Here is a 19158-nt window from a genome sequence, read left to right on the forward strand (position 1 = left end):
CCATCTTGGGCCAACCGGCCCATCGATCCCCAGCGGATTTCGCAAAGGCCGGTCAAAAGGAGTAGGCCATCGGGCGCGGCCCTAGGCCCCCTGGACCTCCAAGACGAGCCGGACCCGGCCGAGCCCCCTCACGCCCCCTGGAACGCCCCCGGGTGGATCTGCTCACGCGTCGCGATGTACTGCTGGCGCACCGCCTGCCACGCCGGGAACTCCTCACCCGGCTCGAAGACCTGGGCCGCGGGGGCCGGCCAGACCGGCGGGGTGTGCGGGGACAGCGTTCCCTGCGCCACGCCCAGCGCCCAGGCCGCCTGCCGCGCCGCGCCCAGCGCCGCGTAGTCCGCCGGCGCCGGTACGACGACCTGCGTCCCGAACAGCCCCGGAGCCGCGGCCTGTACGGCGGGCAGCTCGGCCGCCGCGCCCAGCAGGAACACCCGGCGGATCTCGACCCCGCGCGAGCGCAGCACGTCGAGCGCGTCCACCAGCCCGCAGAGCATGCCCTCGAAGGCGGCCCGGGCCAGGTGCTCCGGCTTCATCGAGTCCCGGCGCAGCCCGGACAGGGTCCCGGCGGTGAGCGGCAGGTTCGGCGTCCGCTCACCCTCCAGGTACGGCAGGAGCACGAGGCCGTGCGCGCCCGGCGTCGACTTCAGCGCGAGCTCGGACAGCCCCTCCAGATCGGTGCCGAGCAGCTCGGCGGTGCCGCGCAGGGCCCGTACGGCATTGGAGGTGTTCACCACGGGCAGGTGCATGCCGGTCGCGTCGGCCAGGGAGGTGATCAGCCCGCCCGGCTCCGACAGCGCCTCGTGGTGCACCGCCATCACCGAACCCGAGGCGCCGAGCGAGACCACCGCGTCGCCGGGGCCCAGCCCCAGCCCGAGCGCGGCGGCCATCGTCTCGCCGGTGCCGGCGGATATGAGCAGCCCCTCGGGCGTGGTCCCGGCGGTGTCGGCCGGGCCGAGCACCTCGGGCAGCAGCGCCCGGTGCCCGAGCGCCAGCTCCACCAGGTCGGGCCGCCAGGACCCGGAGGCCGCCGACCAGTACCCGGTGCCCGAGGCGCCGCCCCGGTCGGTGGTCCGGCGGGCCGGCCGGCCCAGCAGCTGCCACACCAGCCAGTCGTGCGGGGACATCAGCACGGCCACCCGGCGGGCCGCCTCGGGTTCGTTGCGGGCCAGCCAGGCGAGCTTCGCGACCGGCTGCGCGGCGTGCGGGACCGAGCCCACGGCCTCGGTCCAGGCCTGCCGGCCGCCGAGCGCTTCGGTGAGGTCGACGGCGGCGACCTGAGGACGCTTGTCGTTGCCGACGAGGGCGGGGCGGACCAGGCCGCCCTGCGGGTCCAGCGGCAGCAGGCCGTGCTGCTGCGCGGAGACCCCTATGGCCTGGACCCCTTCGAGGAGCCCGCCGCCGGCGGCCTCGCCGAGGGAGAGCAGCCAGGCCTGTGGATCGGTCTCGTGGGGGCTGGCGCCGTCGGGTTCGCCCGTGGGCTGCGGATGGGGTGCGTACCCCTGGCGCAGCACGGCGCCGGTCTCGGCGTCACAGACGACGATGCGTGTGAAGGCGGAAGAGCTGTCCAGCCCGGCGACTATCCCCATGTGGAGGATTCTGCCGCACGCGGGGCCGGTCTCGACCGTCGCGGAGCCCCCGGAACCTCACCGGTCCCGGGAACCCCGCGCGGCGGACGCCGGACGCCTCAGGTGTTGCTCGTGCCCCAGTCGTCCTCGCCGCCGCCGGAGCGGTCGCGCAGTCCCCGTACCCGCCCGGCCAGCGAGGCCGGCACGGCGTCGCCGACCTTCCCGCTCACCGCGGCGAAGGCCTTGCCGGCGTACTCGCGCCCGGTGTGGCCCGCGGTCTCGGCGGCGTTGCGCACCGCCGGGTTCTGCGCGATCTCGCGTGCGGACTTCTTCATCTGCTCGTAGCGCTCGCGCCCGGCCCGGGTTCCGAGCACGTACCCGAGGGCGAGTCCGACCACGAACGTGACCTTGTACCGCATGCCTGCCACCCTTCGTCGTGTGGTGCCCGGCCCGCTGGCGATACCGATTGGCGGAGCACCCCCCTGCTTGCGCTAATCTATGACTCGCAACGGGCACTCGCCCCCCGGCAAGGCCGGAGGTGGGCTGTTCGATGCACCGCAGCAATCCCCTGTAGCTCAATTGGCAGAGCAGCCGGCTGTTAACCGGCAGGTTACTGGTTCGAGTCCAGTCGGGGGAGCGCGGTCCCCTGTAGCTCAATTGGCAGAGCATTCGGCTGTTAACCGGAGGGTTGCTGGTTCGAGTCCAGCCGGGGGAGCAAGGAAGAAGAAGAGGGCCCCACGGGGTCCTCTTCTTTTCTTTGTCGCCCCGTCCTGGAACCGGGCAGCCCTCGGCGCGGTCTCTCTGAACAGGCGAAGCCGATCATGCGAGGCATCCGAGGCAGGAGATCGTATGAGCGGCTATGCTGCGGCAGACGGCGCGCACACGTGTACGCGCCACGCCGTGAAGGGGCGGTAGCTCAGCCGGTTAGAGCAGCGGACTCATAATCCGTCGGCCGTGGGTTCGAGTCCCACCCGCCCCACTGCGAGCCGCAGGTGCAGAAACGATCGCACCTGCGGCTTCGGCGTGTTGTGGGTCACTGCGGGCTAGAAGTCCTCCGTTTCGTCCGCGAGGTGGCGCAGTACGTCCGTCAGGTCCTGGCGGCGGGCGAAGGCCACGCGTTGGCGGTGGGCGCCCGAGCCGTCGCGCAGGAGGCCCGCCAGGGTCTTGGCCGCGTGGTCGAGGTCGCCGGCGGCGGCCAGGTCCGGTGCGACCAGGTCCAGCAGGGCCTCCGCGAGGTCGGCCGCGGGGAGTTCCGTGCCCGTGTACGGGTCGAGCCCGAAGCCCTCCAGTCCGTCGTGGGCGGCCCGCCAGCGGGCGAGGCGCAGTACGTCGTCCCGTACGGCCGGCTCGGGGCGTCGCTCCTCGATCTCGCGCAACGCGGTGGAGACCAGCGCGCGGGCCAGTTCGGCCTGGAGGATCGCCGAGTCGATGTTCGGGGACATGTCGGGCGCCCGGATCTCCAGCGTCGGCCAGTGCCCGGACGGGCGGAGGTCCCAATAGACCATCTTGATGTCCAGGGCCGCCCCGGAGCCGAGCAGCGTCTGCACCGAACGCCGGAAGTGGGCGGTCGACGTGAAGTGCGGCGGCAGCCCCGCCGACGGCCAGCCCGACCAGGCCATCGCCCGCCAGCTGGCATGCCCCGTGTCACGGCCGCCCCAGAACGGCGAGTTGGCCGCCAGGGCGATCAGCGTGGGCAGCCACGGTCTGATCCGGTTGGACACCGCCACGGCGGTGTCCACGTCGAGCGTGCCGATGTGGATGTGCCGGCCGCAGCTGACCAGGGTGTCGGTGAGCGCGCCGAAGCGGCGGTGCTGCTCGCGCTGGCGCGGCTCGTCGTCGGTCAGGTGCAGCGGCCCCTCCACGGCGACCACCGGCGAGGGCGCGGCCAGCAGCCGGCAGCCGTGGGCGCGGGCCGCCCGGCCGAGGGTGCGCCGCAGGGCGGCGAGTTCGGTGCGCAGCGCGGCCGCGGAATGGGCTATCGGAGTGGAGATCTCCACCTGGTAGCGGGTGCCCTCGGGGTGCAGCTCGCCCGGCAGCCCGCCGGCCGTCGCAAGGACCAGCGGGGCGGCGGGGACCACCCGGAAGGTGCGGGCGTCGACGAGCAGGAACTCCTCCTCGACGCCGACGGTGAGGGGGACGGTGGGGCGCCCCGTTTTCCGCGTCGTGCCGGTGCTCGTGGTGCTGTTGCCAGGTTCGATCACTACGCCTCCCTGGACATACGAGTCTTTTCATCATGAGCTGAACACGAGGTGAGGAGCGCACGTCGATTCAGTCAAATGTCCGGTGATAGTGGCGAGTTACCGGCAAGGGGCCATCCGCGGCGGGACCGCGGGGCCGGATGGGGCGACTGTTGCCGGAGTGTGAAGCCACCCGATAACCCCTCGGGGCTCCGAACGGCCGACGGTTAGGATCCCCTGTGCCCCCGATCACCGCTCCCACCCGCCCCCGGCGGCGAATATTCGCCGACCTCACCCCGCTGCGCACGTCCGCGGACTACCGGCGGCTGTGGGTCGGCGGCACCATCTCCTGGGTCGGCCAGGCCATGACGGCCCTCGCGATCTCGCTCCAGGTCTACGACATCACCCGGTCCAGCTTCTCCGTCGGGCTCGTCGGGCTGTTCTCGCTCGTCCCGCTCGTCGTCTTCGGGCTCTACGGCGGCGCCATCGCCGACACCGTGGACCGGCGCAAGCTCGGCCTCTACAGCTCCCTCGGCGCCGCCGCCCTCTCGGTCGCCCTCGCCGGGGCCGCGCTGCTCGACTACCACCGGGTCTGGTTCCTGTACGGGGTCGTCGCCCTCCAGGCGGTGTGCGGGGCGCTCACCGGACCGGCGCGGTCCGCGATGATCCCGAGGCTGCTGCCGGCCGAGCAGCTGCCCGCCGCCAATGCCCTGAACTCCGTGACCATGACCTTCGGGACGATGGTCGGGCCCGCGCTGGGCGGGCTGATCGTCTCCGTCGGCGGCTACCAGACGGCGTACCTGATCGACGCGGTGACCTTCACCGCCGCGCTCTACGCGATGTGGCGGCTGCCGTCGATGAAGCCCGACCGCGCCGAGGAGGCGCGGGGCCGGGCCTCCGTGGTCGACGGACTGCGCTTCCTCGGGACCCGGCCCAACATCCGGATGACCTTCTTCACCGACCTGTCCGCCATGGTGCTGGCGCAGCCGAAGGCGCTGTTCCCGGCCGCCGCCGTGCTCTGGTACGGCGGCGACGCGAAGACGGTCGGCCTGATGGTGGCCGCGATCGCCGCCGGGGCGCTGATGGGCGGGCTGTTCTCGGGCTGGCAGGGCCGCGTCCGGCGGCACGGGCTGGCGATCCTGCTCTCCGTCGCCGGCTGGGGCCTGGCCATCGCCGCGTTCGGACTCACCCGGAACCTGTGGCTCGGGTTGTTCTTCCTGGCCCTCGCCGGGGCCGCGGACACCGTCTCGATGGTGTTCCGCAGCACGATGCTCCAGGCCGCCACGCCCGACGAGATGCGGGGCCGCCTCCAGGGCGTGTTCATCGTGGTCGTCGCGGGCGGGCCCCGGCTCGGGGACTTCATCGCCGGCAGCACCGCCGACCTGACCTCCCCGGGGCTCGCCGTGACGGGTGGGGGGCTGGCGTGCGTACTCGTACTGGGGCTGCTCGCGCTGCGGTGGCGGAACTTCGCGCGGTACGACGCGGGGTCGCCGCAGGCCTAGCCGCCGGGCCGCTGGGACCGCTGGGCCGTATGGTCCGGCTGCGCCGCTCAGGCCGGGCTTTGGGGGTGGCCGGTTGGGCCGGGGCCGGGCGCCGCTCGGCTGCGCCGCTTGGCCGGGCTTCGGGGGGCCGGCTGCGCCGAGGCCGGGCAACGGTTGGCTGCGCCGCTCGGGCGGGGTCGGGGTGGGGGCCGGTTGTGCCGGGGCCGGGCGCGCGCCGGGACGTCTCCTCGGGCGCCGAACGTGTCGAGGGGTCGGAGTGCGGAGCCTTGTTGTGTTCGGCGCCCTGCGGGGATCGCTCCGGCACACACCCGACCCCGCCCCAACCGGCCCGGCTGCTACCCGGCGCGGTTCGCCCGATCCGGCCGGATGTGAAGGGGAGTTGGCCGGTTCGTTGCCATCGCGTTGCACGGCCTTCCTCTTTCTTTCGATTCGGCATATGACAGTTCGGAAGTCGAATCGTGTCCGTCGAACCAGGAGGAAGGCCTTCATGCGCCTTCGTACGCTCGCCACCACCGCGGCCGCCGCCGCCGCGCTCTCCGGCATGCTCGTGCCGCCCGCCGTCGCGGCCCCGAAGGAGAACCGGGCCTGCTCGCCGTACCTCTCCGTCGCGGGCTATTCCGACGCGCTCGACAAGACGACGCTCGACGGGGGCCTCGTCGGCGGCATCTCGGGTCTCGCCGTCGACAAGGACGGCACGGTCGCGGCCGTGTCCGACCGGTCGGCGCTGTACTCGCTGAAGGTGCGGCGCGGGGACACCCCGACCGCCGCGGCCACGGCGCGGCTCCCGCTCACGGACGGGGCGGGGAAGGCCGTCGACTCGGAGGGCGTCGTCGTCGACCGGGACGGGTCCTACCTGGTCACGGACGAGTTCGCCCCCGCGATCCGCCGCTACGGGCGGGACGGCAGGGTGCTGGGCACGCTGCCGGTCCCGGACGCGTTCCGGCTCGCGCCGCAGGGGAGGGCCACCGCGAACCAGACCTTCGAGTCGCTGACGCTGCTGCCCGGCGGGCACACCCTGGTCGCGGGCGTCGAGGGGCCGCTGGCCGGCGACGGCAAGGACGCGCAGGGACGCACCCTCCAGCGGATCCAGACCTGGGAGCGGGATCGCCATGGCGACTTCCGGCTGGGGCGCCAGTACGCCTACCCGGTCGACGCCGGGCACGGCCTCGTCGAGCTCGCGCCGACCCGCGACGGCCGGCTGATCGTCCTGGAGCGGGGCTTCACCCAGCAGTTCAAGATCACCGCACGGCTGTACCTCGCCGACCCGCTGGGCGCGACGGACACCTCGAAGGTGGACGCGCTGACCGAGGGGCCGCGGCTGCGGGTCGCCCGCAAGACCGCGCTCGGCGACTTCGACAACTGCCCGACGCTCGGGGCGCCGTCGAAGCTCCCGCAGAACCATCCGCTGGTGGACAACATCGAGGGCATGGTGGTGACGGACCACGAAGGCTCCGGGCGGGTACGGCTCCTGCTGGTCAGCGACGACAACGAGCTGGCGCAGCAGGTGACGCGGCTCTACCGGATGGACGTCCGGCTTCCGGATCGCCGCAACCGCTAGGGCCGCGTGCCGACGATGCCGCGGGCGACCCCCAGGGCCACCAGGTCCTGGGGGCGGATGCGGAGCTGGTCCGCGGTGGCCGGGGCGGCCGACGGGGGGCGCTTGAGGATGGCCGCCGCCAGTTCCGGGGCGATGACCGAGAAGTAGCTGTCCGGGGTGACCCAGGTGTTGCCCGGCGCGGCCAGGGCGAGGGCGCCGCCCGAGCCGCCCTCGCCGATCAGCAGGGTGGTGACCGGGACCGAGGCGCCCGCCACCGCGGCGAAGGTGTCGGCGATGGCCGCGCCCGCGCCCGCGTGTTCGGCGGCGGCGTCGTTGGCCGCGCCCGGGGTGTCCACCAGGGTGAGCACGGGGATGCCGAGCCGGTCCGCGAGGCGGATGACACGGGCCGCCGTACGGTAGCCCGCCGGGCGGGTGGCGGTGCCGCACTGGGCGGCGTAGGCCACGGCCCGGCCCTCCCGCAGCCCGAATCCGCACAGCATGCCGGGGTCGGTACCGCCCGCCCGGTCCCCGGAGAGGGGCAGGCGGAGTTCGAAGTACGCGTCCAGGTACGCCGGCGCGTGCGGGCGGTCCGGGTGACGGGCCTGGCGGACGGCGTCCCAGCCGGTGGCCGGCGGCGCCGTGGCGGCCAGTGCGGCCGGCGGCTCGACGGGCCCGGCGGGGCGGGGCGCCGCCAGTACGCGCAGCCAGTCGGCGAGGGCGCCGGGCAACTCGGCGGCGGGCACCACGGCGTCCACGTGGCCGGCGGCGTACTGGCCCTCGGCGGAGTAGGCCGCCGGATCCGCGTCCGCCGGGCGCACCCGGGAGCCGGCGAAGCCGACCTGCGCACCGGGGAGCGCGAGGACCACGTCGGCCCCGGCCCCGAGCGTGGCCCAGCCGCCGCCGGTGGTCGGATCGCGCAGGACGGCCAGTTGGGGGAGGCCCGCCGCCCGGGTCAGGACGCTCTGGCGGGCCACGCGCTGGAGCTGGGTCAGCGCGAGCATGCCCTCCTGCATGCGGGAGCCGCCGGTGGCGATGAGCGAGACGAGGGGGAGGCGGTGCTCGCGGGCGTGGGCGTACGCGGCTTCGAGCCGGTCTCCGGTGCGTTCGCCGAGGGATCCGCCGAGGAAGCCGAACTCGAAGGAGACGACGGTGGCTTCGCGGCCGCCGATCAGGGCGGTGCCGACGACGACGGACTCGTCCTCGCCGGTACGGCCGGTGGCGCGGGCGCGGGAGTCGTCGTAGCCGGTCCAGGCCAGGGGACCGTCGGCGGGGGACTCCCTTCGGGGGGCGGGGAGTTCGGCGAAGCTGCCGGGGTCGGTCACGGAGGCGATGGCCGCGCGGGCCGAGAGGCGGGTCGTCGTCACGGGGTCACCCTAGGGGGTGGCTCCGCGAGGGGCCCGGGGGGATGAGCGCCGCGGCGCTCCCGGACCGCCTCACCCGAGGGAGGGGAGGGGGAAGGCGATCTTCAGGGCGTAGGCGGCGACCAGGCCGTAGCCGAGGCGGAAGGTCCAGACGCGGGCGGTGGCGGAGATGCGGGTGCCGGCGAGCGAGCCGAGCACGACGAGGGTCTGCTGCCAGAGGAGCGAGGCGGCGCCGACGCCGAGGAGGAAGGCGGCTCCGGCCGGGCCGGTGTCGAGGGTGGCGCCCTGGGCGGTGGTGAGGGCGGCGAAGTAGAGGGCGGTGGTGGGGTTGAGGGCGGTGAGGCCGATGTAGCGGGCGAAGGCCGTTGCCGCGGGGCGCGTGCCGGTGCGGGTTTCCGGGCCGGGTGCCGCGCCGTTGCCGGGGCTCCGCCCCGGACCCCGCGCCTCAAACGCCGGCGGGGCTGGAAGATCGGGGCTCTGCCCCGGACCCCGCGCCTCAAACGCCGGCGGGGCTGGAGTTGCCCCCGGCGGGGCTGGAGTTGTGCCTGCGCGGGTGAGGCCGTGGGTGGCGATGGTCAGGAGGATGGCGGCGGAGGTGAGGCGGACCCAGGCTTCGATCGGGGAGACGTGGGAGGCCACCCAGGGGCCGACGGCGGTGGCCAGGGCCGCGTAGCCGAGGTCGACCAGGGCGATGCCCGCGGCCGCGGCCATCGCCGTACGGCGGTGCCGCATGGCCTCCTGGAGCAGCAGGACGCTCATCGCCCCCATCGGCATCGCCACGCCCAGGCCCGCGACCGCGCCCGCCAGGGCCGGTGTCATCAGTTCGTTCATACGGCGAGGGTCGGCCCCGGCACCCGACGGATGCGCGCGAATACCGGGCCCGGCTGCGAGAATCGCGGTATGGACCGCCTAGACAGGGAAATCCTCGGCATCCTCCAGGAGGATGCGCGGATCTCGTACCGGGACCTCGGTGTCCGCGTCGGCCTCAGCGCCAACGCCACCGCGGACCGGGTGCGGAGGATGCGCCGGGAGGGGGTGATCCGCGGGTTCACCGTCGTGGTGGATCCGGCCGCCGACACCGCCGGCGGGCTCGTCGTCTTCATCGACGTCACCCTGCGCCAGGACACCACCAACGAGGAGTTCGAGCGGAAGGTCGCCAAGCTCCCGGGGATCACCGAGGCCGTGCACGTGACCGGCGAGCACGACTACCTCGTACGCGCCCGGGCCGCCGACCCCGCCGCCCTCGACGGGCTGCTCCGCCGGCTGAAACGGGAGGCGGGCGTGGCCCAGTCCAACACCCGGCTCGCCCTCCGCGCCGCCAACCGCCCGGCCTGAGCCCCCGGCTCCCCTCCTACGCCTTGTGCGCGACGCGGTGCCGCTCGATCTCCAGGGCGAGGTCACCGCGCTCCCGGCGGGCCGTGTCGGCCTCCTCGCGCACCGTGTCGAGACGCTCCTCCAACTGGCAGACCCGCTCGCGGCAGCGTTCGAGCTCGGCGCGGACGAACTCGGCGTCGGCCACCTGCTGCGCCATTTCCCGGCGGATCCTCTCCGTCTCCTCCTCGAAGCCCTGCCTGGCCTCGTCCAGCTCGGCGATCGCCGTCTCCGCGGCCTCTTCCGCCAGCGCGGTGCGCTGTTCGGCGGCCAGGGTCCGCTGGGCCGCGGCCTTGGTGACGGTCTCGATGCGCGTCTCGGCGGCGGCCGAGTCCGTGATGACGGCCAGCTCTTCGACGTAGACCGGCAGGTCCGTGGCCAGCCGGGACATGAGGGCGATGAGCTGGTCGCGGGCCTCGCCCCCGTCCCGTACGGCCTCCATCGCCTTCTCGGCCGGGTCGGGCCCTGCCTTGGCCGCCTTCTTCGCCTCGGACGCCAGCCGCTTCTCCTCCTTGCGCTGCTGCCGTGCGGCACGGAACTTGCGGAAGGCACCCAGCGCGTTGTGCTCGGGGTGGGCGCAGTAGTGGGGCTCCGGGTTGGCGGGCGTGGGCGCTTCGACCGGGTGCGTGCAATCCGGGTAGGAGCAGACGGCAAGCGTCTCAACAGTCATTTCTCTGCCTGTCCAGTGGTGTTCGGGGTCACCGATCACGCTAGGCGCGGACGGGGCCGTACGGACGTCCCGGAGGGGGACGTCAGGAATTGGTAAGATCCGGCAGCCGCCCCGCCGGGCCTCCTACAGCGCCGACTCCCACGTCGCCGACGTGCCCCGCGTGCCCGACTCCGTGCTGCCGTCGTCCGCCACCGTCAGCCGGACGCGGGACGGGGTCGCGTCGACCCTCACCTCGATGGAGGTGACCCCGCTGCGCCGGTGCGCCGCGGCCAGGGCGGTGCGCAGGGCGGCCAGGAGGTCGCCCGCGACCGGATCCGGCAGCAGGGCGTCCACCGCGCCCGCGAAGTGCACCGACGGCTGGAAGCCGAGCAGGACGGCCGCCCCGCCCGTCTCGCGCAGGATCCGCCCACGGAAGGTCGTCGGGGCGTCGGTCGGCGGCTGCTGGAGGGCGAAGATGGCCGTGCGGACCTCCTGGATGGTGGAGTCCAGTTCGTCGACGGCGCGGCTGAGTTCGTCGCCCACCGTGTCTCCGGAGGGGGCGTTCGCGGCGCGCCGCCGGGTGCTCTCCAGCATCATCTCGGTGGCGAAGAGCCGCTGGACCACGAGGTCGTGCAGGTCCCGCGCGATCCGGTCGCGGTCCTCGTACACGGCGAGCTGCTCCCGGTCGTGCTGGGCGTCCGCGAGGACGAGGGCCAGCGCGGCCTGGGAGGCGAACTGCGAGGCGAGCAGCCGGTCCACCGCGTCGTACGGGGGGCCGCCCCGGGCGCGCGGCAGGGCCAGGGTGCCGATCAGCTGGCCGCCGCTCTGGAGGGGCAGCATCATGCTCGGGCCGAATCGTTCCCGCACGTGCGTGGTCATCCGGGGGTCCGTCGCCGAGTCCTCTATGAAGACCGGCTCGCCGCCGAGGAGTTGCGTGAGGACCGGGCTGCCGGGGGCGATCGCGGTGCCGACCAGGTCGCCGGGGTCCCCGTGGGTGGAGGCGGCGACGATCTCCATGCCGCCCTCGGGGGTCGGCTGGAGCACCACGCCGGCCGCGGCGTCCGCGAGCAGCCGGGCCCGTTCCGCCACGCACATCAGGGCGTCGGCCGCCGGGCGGCCGGCCAGCAGGGTCGTGGTCACGGCGGCGGCGCCGTCGATCCAGCGCTCCCGGCGGCGCGCGGTCTCGTACAGCCGGGCGTTGCCGATCGCTATGCCCGCCTGCGAGGCCAGTACGCGCACCAGGGCGAGGTCCTCGTCGGTGAACGGGCCGCCGCCGCGCTTCTCGGTGAGGTAGAGGTTGCCGAAGACCTCCGTGTGCACCCGGATCGGGACGCCCAGGAAGCTGCGCATGTGCGGGTGGCCGGGCGGGAATCCGGCGGCCCGTGGGTCCTGGGTGAGGTCGTCCAGCAGGAGCGGGCGCGGGTCGCCGACGAGGACGCCGAGCAGCCCGGAGTGCCCGTCCGGGAGGCGGGGGATCGCGGCCCGCTCCGCCTCGGTCAGCCCCGCCGTGAACAGTCCGGTCAGCCGGGCGCGCTCGGGGTCCACGACCCCGAGCGCGCCGTACCGCGCCGAGCACAGCTCGGCGGCCGAGTCCACGATGTGCTGGAGGGTGGCGTGCAGTTCCAGCTCGGAGCCGACGCTGAGGACGGCCTCCAGCAGTACCGGGAGGCTCGCCCCCTCCTCGTCGGGTCCCTTGTCCGGCTGTCCGCCGGGGCCTTTCTCGGGCTCCTGCCCGGAGCGCGTCATTCGGCCAGCGGGTTGAGGACCATGGGGGCGATCTTCCCTTCGAGCATCGCGCCGAGACCGAGTACGGCGCACACGTCCGGCCGTTCCGCGATGGCGACGGGCATTCCGGTGGCGTCCCGCAGCATCTGGTCCAGGCCCGGCAGCAGGGCGCTGCCGCCCACCATCATGATCCCCCGGTCCGTCAGGTCGGCGACCAGGTCCGGCGGGCAGTCCCGCAGCACCTTGCCGATGCCGTCGAGCACGGCGGTCAGCGGCGTGTGGATGGCGTCCCGTACGGCCGCGGTGTCCACGTGGACGGAGCGGGCCAGTCCGGTGGCCACGTCGCGGCCGTGGATGAGGGTGGAGGCGGGCCCCTCGGCGGTGATGCCGTTGCCGTGCAGGGCCAGTTGGAGCGGCCGGACGGCCTGGCTGGGCAGCATCAGCTCGTGCGCGTGCCGCAGGTGCTGGACGACCGCGTGGTCGATGGCCTCGCCGCCGACCGGGATCCGCTCGGCGGTCACGATCGAGCCGAGGGAGAGGACGGCGACCTGGGTGGCCGCGGCCCCGCACACCATGATCATCGTCGCGGTCGGCTGCTCCACGGGCAGTCCGCAGCCGACGGCCGCCGCGATCAGGGTGTCGACCAGTTCGACGCGCCGGGCGCCGAGCCCGACGAGGGTCTCCACGGTGGCCCGCTGGGCCAGCGGGTCCGCGTCGTGCGGGGTGCAGGCGGCGGCCCGCAGCCGGGGCTTGCGGCGCAGGGCGCGCCGCAGCTTCTCGCCGAGGAGGTGACGCAGCATCCGCTGGGCCATCTCGATGTCGACGACGGTGCCGCCGGAGACGGGGCGTACGACCCGGATGTAGTCGGGCGTGCGGCCGGTCATCCGCTCGGCGAAGGTTCCGACGGCGATGAGTGCGCCGGTGCGCGTGTTGACCGCGGCGACGCTGGGTTCGTCGACCACGAGGCCGGCGCCCTTGACGTACACGCGGGTCCTCGCCGCCCCCAGGTCGACGGCGACGTGGCAGCGGCGCAACTGCTCAAGACTGACGGTCACGGCAGATCCTCCCGAGAGCGCTGACGCAAGCGGACCGACGGAAATGCCGGTCACTTTTCATATCATCTCGGACATTTGGGTCTAACCGCCCGTTGGGCTGCTCCGGCCGGGGCTGCGCCGCGCCTGCATGGGGGTGGATTTCTGTACCGACAGGCAGCACCATGCCCGCACCGCACGCGCTACCCGCGCGTAACAAGGTAAAGGGGACCCGATGCTGACGGCCCGACAGAGACTGCCGGCACTCCTGACGCTCTGCCTGGCACTGTGGGCGCCCTTCCCGGCCCATGCCGCCGACCGGGTCCCGGCCCCCGCCCCTGACCGGGCGTCATCGCGCAATCCGGTGATCTTCGTGCACGGCTACAACGCCGATCCGGGCGTCTGGGGAGCCCTGCGCGGTGACCTGCGCGCCGCCGGGTACGCCGACTCCGAGCTCTTCTCCTGGGGCTACGACACCCACCAGTCCGTCAACGAGGTCCTCGCCGGACGGCTCGGCGCCTACGTCGACCAGGTCCGCCGGGACACCGGCGCCGCCCGCGTCGACGTCGTCGCGCACTCCTTCGGCTCGCTCGTGAGCCGCTGGTACGTGAAGTTCGGCGGCGGCACCGCCACCGTCGACCACTGGGTCTCGCTGGCCGGCCCCAACCGGGGCACCTCCACCGCGTGGGCCTGCGCCCTGTGGGACCAGGCCTGCCGGGACATGACCCCCGGGTCGTACGTGGTGAAGAACCTGAACGGCGGGGACGAGACCCCGGGCGCGGTGAAGTACGCGACCTTCTGGTCCCCCTGCGACGAGGTGATCAACCCGGACGACAGCGTCCCGCTCACCGGAGCCGCCAACACGCCCGTCGGCTGCCTCAAGCACAACGACCTGCTCGGCGACGACGCCACCTCGGCGGGCGTCCGCGCCTTCCTCGCCTCCTAGGTCTTTCCGGGCCGCGCCTCGTCCACCGCGACCCGCTGGAGCAGGCCGTACGTGAACTCCGCCACGCACGGCCTGCCCCGCGCGGCGAAGGCGAGGCGCCAGCGGGTCGGGGCGGTGCCCTCCATCGGCCGGACCGGTGCGAAGGCCCGCGCCACCTCGTCCACCGTCGCCGACCAGGGCAGCAGGTCGTCCGGCGACTCCAGTACGGGCCCCCGCGCGCCCGGGGCGCGTACCAGCCACTCGTTCCACACCGCCCCGTCCGGCGCGGCCAGCACCTCGAAGCGCAGATCGGGCCAGAGCGGCAGCGGCCACAGCAGGGCCTCGCACTCCAGATCGCCGATCGTGCGGCGCTCGGCGGACTCCGGCGGGCCGAGCACCGAGCGGTAGCGGGCCAGGGCGCCGCGGGAGCGGGGCGATCGGACCATCGCCTGCCAGTGCTTGTTGGCCTCCCGCTGGTCCGCGAGCGAGGCGCCGAGCCGGTGGCGGGCCTCGTCGGCGAGATCCGGCTGGAAATCCGACATCCGCCGCAACAGCACCAACTGGAAGGCGGTGGGACCGAAGGAAGTCATGGAAGGAACGATTCCACACAGGATCCTTACGTTCTCGGAATACGGATGTTGCCGCCGACCACGTAGCCTGCGGGCGCCATGAACTACTGCCACGCATGCCGGAGGCACCTCAACGGCGCACTGGCGTGCGCCGGATGCGGAACCCCCGCCGAGTACCTGGTACCCGCCGCGCCCGTAGCCGTGCCCGCCCCCGCGGCGCCGGCCCCGGAGCCGCCGCCGGTCCTGGCCGACCTGTACGCGGACTCGCTGGTCGAGCTGTCCGCCCCGAACGAGCGCAGGCAGGGCGCGCGCCGCCGGGCCACGCACCGCAGACGCCGCCGCACCGTGCTGACCATCGGGCTCGGCCTGGCGATCGCGCTCGGGGGCTCGCTGGCGGTGGCCCACATCGCCACCGACGGGCAGCGCGCCGACCGGGCCGCCACCGTGGTGCTGACCGACGACGGCCCGCAGCAGCCCGCGCCGCTGCCGGACGGGTCGACGGTCGCGGCGCCCACGGGGCCCGGGAAGGCCACCGCCAAGACACCCGCGAGCACGAAGAAGTCCGGGTCGGGGGCACCCTCCGGGGGCGCCGCCCAGCCGGGTCCGAGCTCGTCCGCGCCCGCGCCCGTGACGTCGGGGCCGCCCACCGGCACCCCCGGCCCGGGGGGATCCGTACGCCCCAGTGCGTCGGGCAAGCCCTCCCAGAGCATCACCGGCTCCGCGCAGACGCCGACCCCGCCCCCTCCGACGCCCAGCCCCACGCCGCCCAAGGACTGCGGCTTCCTGGGCATGCTCTGCTGGGGCGACTGACCAGGGGCACATCGCCGATCGGGCCGGGCCGGCCGGGCACCCGGACGGGACTAGCCGCCGAGCATCCGCTTGAGCAGGTCCCGCAGCACCGCCCGCTCCGCCGGGGACAGTCCGGCCAGCGGTTCGCGGGCGAAGTCCAGCGACTCGCGCAGCCGCTCCGCGGTCTGCAGCCCCTCCTCGGTGGGGGCGGCCAGCTTGACCCGGCGGTCGGTCGGGTCCGGGCGCCGTTCGACCAGGCCGCGCGTCTCCAGCCGGTCGACTATCCCGGTCACGTTCGAGGGCTCGCACCTCAGCTTCTGCGCGATGCGGCGCATCGGCGTGGGCTCCAGGGAGAGCATGTTGAGCACCCTGGCCTGCGCACCGGTCAGCTGGTGGCTGGCGGCCGCGTGCTCGTACTCCATGTGGTAGCGGGCCACGACGTCGCCGATGAGTTCGACGACCTCGACGGTCACTGGGTCTGCGCGACGACTGGGCATGGATCCAGCTTACCCATTTACTTGACAACATGAAATATCCAGGCGCATGGTTGTTTCACCTAGTGAACCAATTTCGTTCTTACCAGGAGCGCACCATGTCTGAGATCCCCGCCGTGAGCCGCGAGTGGCACCTCGTCCGTCGCCCGCAGGGCTGGCCCGTAGCCGAGGACTTCGCCCTGCGCGAGGCCCCCGTGTCCGCCGAGCCCGCCGCCGGCCGGATCCTCGTGCGCAACCTCCACATGTCCGTGGACCCCTACATGCGCGGCCGGATGAACGACGCGAAGTCCTACGTCCCGCCGTTCCAGCTGGACGAGCCGATGCAGGGCGGCGCGGTCGGCGAGGTCGTCGCCTCCGCCGCCGAGGGCTTCGCCGTCGGTGACCACGTCCTGCACATGCTGGGCTGGCGCGAGTACGCGGACCTCGACGCCGCGCACGTCGTCAAGGTGGACGCCTCGCTCGCCCCCCTCTCCGCCTACCTCGGCGTCCTCGGCATGCCGGGCCTGACCGCCTACGCCGGCCTCTTCGAGGTCGCCTCCTTCAAGGAGGGCGACTCCGTCTTCGTCTCCGGCGCCGCCGGTGCGGTCGGCAGCCTCGTCGGCCAGTTCGCCAAGATCAAGGGCGCCTCCCGGGTCATCGGCTCCGCCGGCTCGGACGACAAGGTGACGCTGCTCACGGAGAAGTACGGCTTCGACGCCGCCTTCAACTACAAGAACGGCCCCGTCGCCGAGCAGCTGCCGGCCGCGGCCCCCGACGGCATCGACGTCTACTTCGACAACGTCGGCGGTGACCACCTGGAGGCCGCCATCTCCTCGATGAACGTGCACGGCCGCGCCACCCTGTGCGGCGCGATCGCCGGGTACAACGACACCGAGGCCGCCCCCGGCCCGCGCAACCTGATGCAGGTCATCGGCAAGCGACTGCGCCTGCAGGGCATCCTCGTCAACGACCACAACGGGCTGCAGCAGCAGTTCGTCCAGGACGTCGCCGGATGGCTGCGGTCCGGTGAGCTCCGGTACGACGAGACGGTCGTCGAGGGCGTCGAGAACGCGACGTCCGCCTTCCTCGGCATGCTGCGCGGCGAGAACACCGGAAAGATGATCGTTTCCTTCACCGGTTAGGCTCACTGCACACCGTCGTGATCGTGGGCGCGACTCACGGCGATTACCAGGAGGATTTCCTTACATGTCCATCCAGCAGTCCGACGTCGCCTACACCGCTGTCGCCACCGCCGAGAACGGCCGTGACGGTCGCGTCGCCACCAACGACGGCCAGCTCGACGTCGTCGTGAACCCGCCGAAGGAGCTCGGCGGCAGCGGCGCCGGCACCAACCCGGAGCAGCTGTTCGCCGCTGGCTACAGCGCCTGCTTCCAGGGCGCCCTGGGTGTCGTCGCCAAGAACGTGAACGCCGACATCTCCGGCTCCACGGTCACCGCCGAGGTCGGCATCGGCAAGAACGACGAGGGCTTCGGTCTGATCGTCAAGATCTCCGCCGTGATCCCGAACGTGGACGCCGCCACCGCCAAGGACCTCATCGAGAAGGCCCACGAGGTCTGCCCGTACTCCAAGGCGACCCGCGGCAACATCACCGTCGAGCTCGCCGTCTGATCCGGCACCGCTCAGCGAAGGCCGCCCCCCGGACCGGGGGGCGGCCTTCGCCGTGGACGGCCGCCTTAAACTGGCCCCATGCGTGATCTTGCGGGGGGTTTCCGGTATCTGCTGGCCGGCCAGCGATGGGTGTTCCGGCACGGCCGGTGGCTGGGCTTCGGGCTGCTGCCCGGGCTCGTCTCCCTGGTCCTCTACGCCGGCGCGCTGATCGGCCTCGGCTACGGGGCCGACGACCTGACCGCCTGGGCCACCCCCTTCGCCGACGACTGGTCCACACCGTGGACCGGGCTCTTCCGCGGCTTCCTGACCGCGCTGGTCTTCGGCCTCGGGCTCTTCCTCGCGGTGATCACCTTCACCGCCGTGACCCTGCTGATCGGCCAGCCCTTCTACGAGTCCCTCTCGGAGCAGGTCGACCGCAGCGAGGGCGGCGAGGTCCCGCGGTCCGGGCTCCCGCTCTGGCGGGAGCTGTGGATCTCGGCCCGCGACAGCGTGAAGGTGCTCGGACGGGTCCTGCTGTACGGGATCCTGCTCTTCGCCCTCGGCTTCGTCCCGGTGGTCGGGCAGACCGTGGTCCCCGTACTCGGGTTCTGCGTCTCCGGGTACTTCCTGACCCAGGAGCTCACCGCCGTCGCCCTGCAGCGGCGCAAGGTGGACCTGACCGAGCGGCTGGCGCTGATGCGCTCGCGGCGGATGCTGGTGCTCGGCTTCGGCCTGCCGCTGGTGCTGGCGTTCCTGGTCCCGCTGGTCGCGGTGTTGCTGATGCCGGGCGCGGTGGCCGGGGCCACGCTGATGGCGCGCGACCTCATGGCCGTCGACGAGACCCCGTCCGCCGGGGCGGCGCCGGCCGGCCCGGCCGCGCCGCAGGACCCGTCCGCGCCGGCCGGCTTCGGACCGCCGCCGCCCGCGTACTCGTAACCGCGCCGCCCGCCCCCCTACCGCTTCAGCAGCAGGAGGGCCCCGACGGTGTCCTCCCCGCCGTGGGCGGCCGGGTCCGCGGCCAGCCGGCGCCGCAGCAGGTCCACGTACGGGGAGATCAGCTCGGCGCTGACGCCCTGCTCGTCGGCGGTCCGCAGCATGGTGCCGCTGCCCGCGACCTGCATGGCCAGGTTGGACACGACCCCCGAGGTGAAGTCCCGCGAGGTCAGCCGCTCGGCGGCGTTGCCGACGAAGAAGCCCATCGCGCCGAGCCACTCGGACAGCAGCGGAGCCAGGTCCTTCGGGGCGATGTCCTCGCCCTCGATCAGGGCGTAGGCCTGCGAGATGCCGGCGAACATCCCCCACATCGCGCTGAGCAGGGCCACGTCGTGCAGGGCGGCGTGACCGGCGTCCTCGCCGACGAAGCGGGCCCCGGCCGGGACCTCCAGGACCGCCCGGTGGGTGTCGAAGAGCGCGCGCGAGCCGCTGTAGAAGACGTACCCGCCGGCCTCGGGGACGCCGATCATCGTCGGCGTGGCCATGATCCCGCCGTCCGTGAACCGGGCCCCGCGCTCCTCGGCCCAGGCGGCCCGCGCCCGGCCCTCGGCCGGGGTGCCGGTGGTCAGGTTCACCACGTCCTTGCCGGTCAGGTCGATGCCGTCCAGGGTGGACCCGACGGAGGCGTCGTCCAGCAGGCAGACCACGACGAGCCCGTTCGCGGCGACGGCCTCGGCGGGGCTCGCCGCGACGAGGGCCCCTTCCGCTGCCAGTGCCCCGGTCTTGGCGGCGGTGCGGTTCCATACGGTGAGGCGGTGCCCGGCGGCGAGCCAGGTCCGGGCGAGGGCGGTGCCCATGTCGCCGAGTCCGAGCAGGGTGAGCGAGTGCTGAGGTGTCTTGTCAGTCATGGCGTTTAGCCTGCTGGCAGGCTGTGAGGCGCTCA

The 19158-nt window shown here is 73.6% G+C and carries 19 protein-coding genes and 3 tRNA genes; 11 read left to right on the forward strand and 11 right to left on the reverse strand.

Features of this window, described 5'->3' with window-relative positions:
• Positions 1–128: 128 nt before the first annotated feature.
• Together ACFYZ4_RS27890 and ACFYZ4_RS27895 are read right to left on the reverse strand one after the other, a co-directional pair.
• Positions 129–1586, reverse strand: a complete 1458-nt coding sequence (locus ACFYZ4_RS27890; protein WP_351298758.1) for an FGGY family carbohydrate kinase — start codon at positions 1584–1586, stop codon at positions 129–131.
• 98 nt (positions 1587–1684) lie between these two features.
• Positions 1685–1984 carry a YtxH domain-containing protein gene (locus ACFYZ4_RS27895; RefSeq protein WP_351596772.1) on the reverse strand — a complete coding sequence of 100 codons (300 nt, stop codon included), beginning with the start codon at positions 1982–1984 and terminating at the stop codon, positions 1685–1687.
• Positions 1985–2129: 145 nt separating this feature from the next.
• On the opposite strand from ACFYZ4_RS27895, the gene ACFYZ4_RS27900 reads away from it, so the two are divergent.
• From ACFYZ4_RS27900 to ACFYZ4_RS27910, 3 genes are all read left to right on the forward strand, one after another.
• Positions 2130–2202: transfer RNA gene (locus ACFYZ4_RS27900), tRNA-Asn, on the forward strand.
• A gap of 5 nt (positions 2203–2207) precedes the next feature.
• Positions 2208–2280 (forward strand) — tRNA-Asn (locus ACFYZ4_RS27905).
• Between the two features lie 190 nt (positions 2281–2470).
• Positions 2471–2544, forward strand: a tRNA-Ile gene (locus ACFYZ4_RS27910).
• A 64-nt stretch (positions 2545–2608) separates the two neighbouring features.
• Here ACFYZ4_RS27910 and ACFYZ4_RS27915 read toward each other — a convergent pair.
• Positions 2609–3766, reverse strand: coding sequence for a glutamate--cysteine ligase (locus ACFYZ4_RS27915; protein ID WP_351298752.1), 1158 nt, complete (start codon positions 3764–3766; stop codon positions 2609–2611).
• A 215-nt stretch (positions 3767–3981) separates the two neighbouring features.
• Here ACFYZ4_RS27915 and ACFYZ4_RS27920 point away from each other — a divergent pair, with 215 nt between their 5' ends.
• Positions 3982–5244 (forward strand): MFS transporter, encoded by a 1263-nt coding sequence (locus tag ACFYZ4_RS27920; protein WP_390785129.1) that lies wholly within the window; start codon positions 3982–3984, stop codon positions 5242–5244.
• Between the two features lie 487 nt (positions 5245–5731).
• A complete protein-coding gene (locus tag ACFYZ4_RS27925) occupies positions 5732–6802 on the forward strand; it encodes an esterase-like activity of phytase family protein (protein WP_390785130.1) in 1071 nt (356 codons plus the stop codon).
• On the opposite strand, the gene ACFYZ4_RS27930 is transcribed toward ACFYZ4_RS27925, so the two are convergent.
• Positions 6799–8145, reverse strand: coding sequence for a carboxyl transferase domain-containing protein (locus tag ACFYZ4_RS27930; RefSeq protein ID WP_390785131.1), 1347 nt, complete (start codon positions 8143–8145; stop codon positions 6799–6801). The genes ACFYZ4_RS27925 and ACFYZ4_RS27930 overlap by 4 nt on opposite strands.
• 69 nt (positions 8146–8214) lie before the next feature.
• Positions 8215–8973 (reverse strand): LysE family transporter, encoded by a 759-nt coding sequence (locus tag ACFYZ4_RS27935; protein ID WP_390785132.1) that lies wholly within the window; start codon positions 8971–8973, stop codon positions 8215–8217.
• A gap of 69 nt (positions 8974–9042) precedes the next feature.
• On the opposite strand from ACFYZ4_RS27935, the gene ACFYZ4_RS27940 reads away from it, so the two are divergent.
• Entirely contained in the window at positions 9043–9477 is a 435-nt protein-coding gene (locus ACFYZ4_RS27940) for an Lrp/AsnC family transcriptional regulator (protein WP_351294733.1), read from the forward strand.
• Positions 9478–9493: 16 nt separating this feature from the next.
• Here the strand turns inward: ACFYZ4_RS27940 and ACFYZ4_RS27945 are convergent, their stop codons facing one another.
• The 3 genes from ACFYZ4_RS27945 to ACFYZ4_RS27955 form a co-directional block, all read right to left on the reverse strand.
• A complete protein-coding gene (locus tag ACFYZ4_RS27945; RefSeq protein WP_390785133.1) occupies positions 9494–10183 on the reverse strand; it encodes a hypothetical protein in 690 nt (229 codons plus the stop codon).
• Between the two features lie 123 nt (positions 10184–10306).
• Complete coding sequence (locus tag ACFYZ4_RS27950) at positions 10307–11908, reverse strand: GAF domain-containing protein (RefSeq protein WP_390785134.1); 1602 nt, start codon at positions 11906–11908, stop codon at positions 10307–10309.
• Positions 11905–12942 (reverse strand): rod shape-determining protein, encoded by a 1038-nt coding sequence (locus tag ACFYZ4_RS27955; protein WP_030711274.1) that lies wholly within the window; start codon positions 12940–12942, stop codon positions 11905–11907. Before ACFYZ4_RS27955 ends, ACFYZ4_RS27950 begins: the two co-directional genes overlap by 4 nt.
• Before the next feature lie 211 nt (positions 12943–13153).
• On the opposite strand from ACFYZ4_RS27955, the gene ACFYZ4_RS27960 reads away from it, so the two are divergent.
• A complete protein-coding gene (locus ACFYZ4_RS27960; protein WP_390785135.1) occupies positions 13154–13864 on the forward strand; it encodes an esterase/lipase family protein in 711 nt (236 codons plus the stop codon).
• Here ACFYZ4_RS27960 and ACFYZ4_RS27965 read toward each other — a convergent pair.
• Entirely contained in the window at positions 13861–14433 is a 573-nt protein-coding gene (locus tag ACFYZ4_RS27965; protein WP_390785136.1) for a hypothetical protein, read from the reverse strand. The genes ACFYZ4_RS27960 and ACFYZ4_RS27965 overlap by 4 nt on opposite strands.
• 78 nt (positions 14434–14511) lie before the next feature.
• Between ACFYZ4_RS27965 and ACFYZ4_RS27970 the strand changes: the two genes are divergently transcribed.
• A complete protein-coding gene (locus ACFYZ4_RS27970) occupies positions 14512–15222 on the forward strand; it encodes a hypothetical protein (protein WP_390785137.1) in 711 nt (236 codons plus the stop codon).
• A 50-nt stretch (positions 15223–15272) separates the two neighbouring features.
• On the opposite strand, the gene ACFYZ4_RS27975 is transcribed toward ACFYZ4_RS27970, so the two are convergent.
• Positions 15273–15698 carry a MarR family winged helix-turn-helix transcriptional regulator gene (locus ACFYZ4_RS27975; RefSeq protein WP_390785138.1) on the reverse strand — a complete coding sequence of 142 codons (426 nt, stop codon included), beginning with the start codon at positions 15696–15698 and terminating at the stop codon, positions 15273–15275.
• A gap of 95 nt (positions 15699–15793) precedes the next feature.
• On the opposite strand from ACFYZ4_RS27975, the gene ACFYZ4_RS27980 reads away from it, so the two are divergent.
• The 3 genes from ACFYZ4_RS27980 (at position 15794) to ACFYZ4_RS27990 (ending at position 18218) form a co-directional block, all read left to right on the forward strand.
• The gene (locus ACFYZ4_RS27980) at positions 15794–16816 is read left to right on the forward strand and encodes an NADP-dependent oxidoreductase (protein WP_351291086.1); all 1023 of its coding nucleotides are present in this window, start codon (positions 15794–15796) and stop codon (positions 16814–16816) included.
• A 64-nt stretch (positions 16817–16880) separates the two neighbouring features.
• Complete coding sequence (locus ACFYZ4_RS27985) at positions 16881–17303, forward strand: organic hydroperoxide resistance protein (protein ID WP_030011104.1); 423 nt, start codon at positions 16881–16883, stop codon at positions 17301–17303.
• Positions 17304–17381: 78 nt separating this feature from the next.
• Positions 17382–18218: an EI24 domain-containing protein gene (locus ACFYZ4_RS27990; RefSeq protein ID WP_390785139.1), complete on the forward strand. Its 837-nt coding sequence runs from the start codon at positions 17382–17384 to the stop codon at positions 18216–18218.
• 17 nt (positions 18219–18235) lie between these two features.
• On the opposite strand, the gene ACFYZ4_RS27995 is transcribed toward ACFYZ4_RS27990, so the two are convergent.
• A complete protein-coding gene (locus ACFYZ4_RS27995; protein WP_351291091.1) occupies positions 18236–19123 on the reverse strand; it encodes an NAD(P)-binding domain-containing protein in 888 nt (295 codons plus the stop codon).
• Positions 19124–19158 lie beyond the last annotated feature (35 nt).

The sequence above is a fragment of the Streptomyces sp. NPDC001513 genome (genome assembly GCF_042894695.1).
GTDB lineage: Bacteria > Actinomycetota > Actinomycetes > Streptomycetales > Streptomycetaceae > Streptomyces.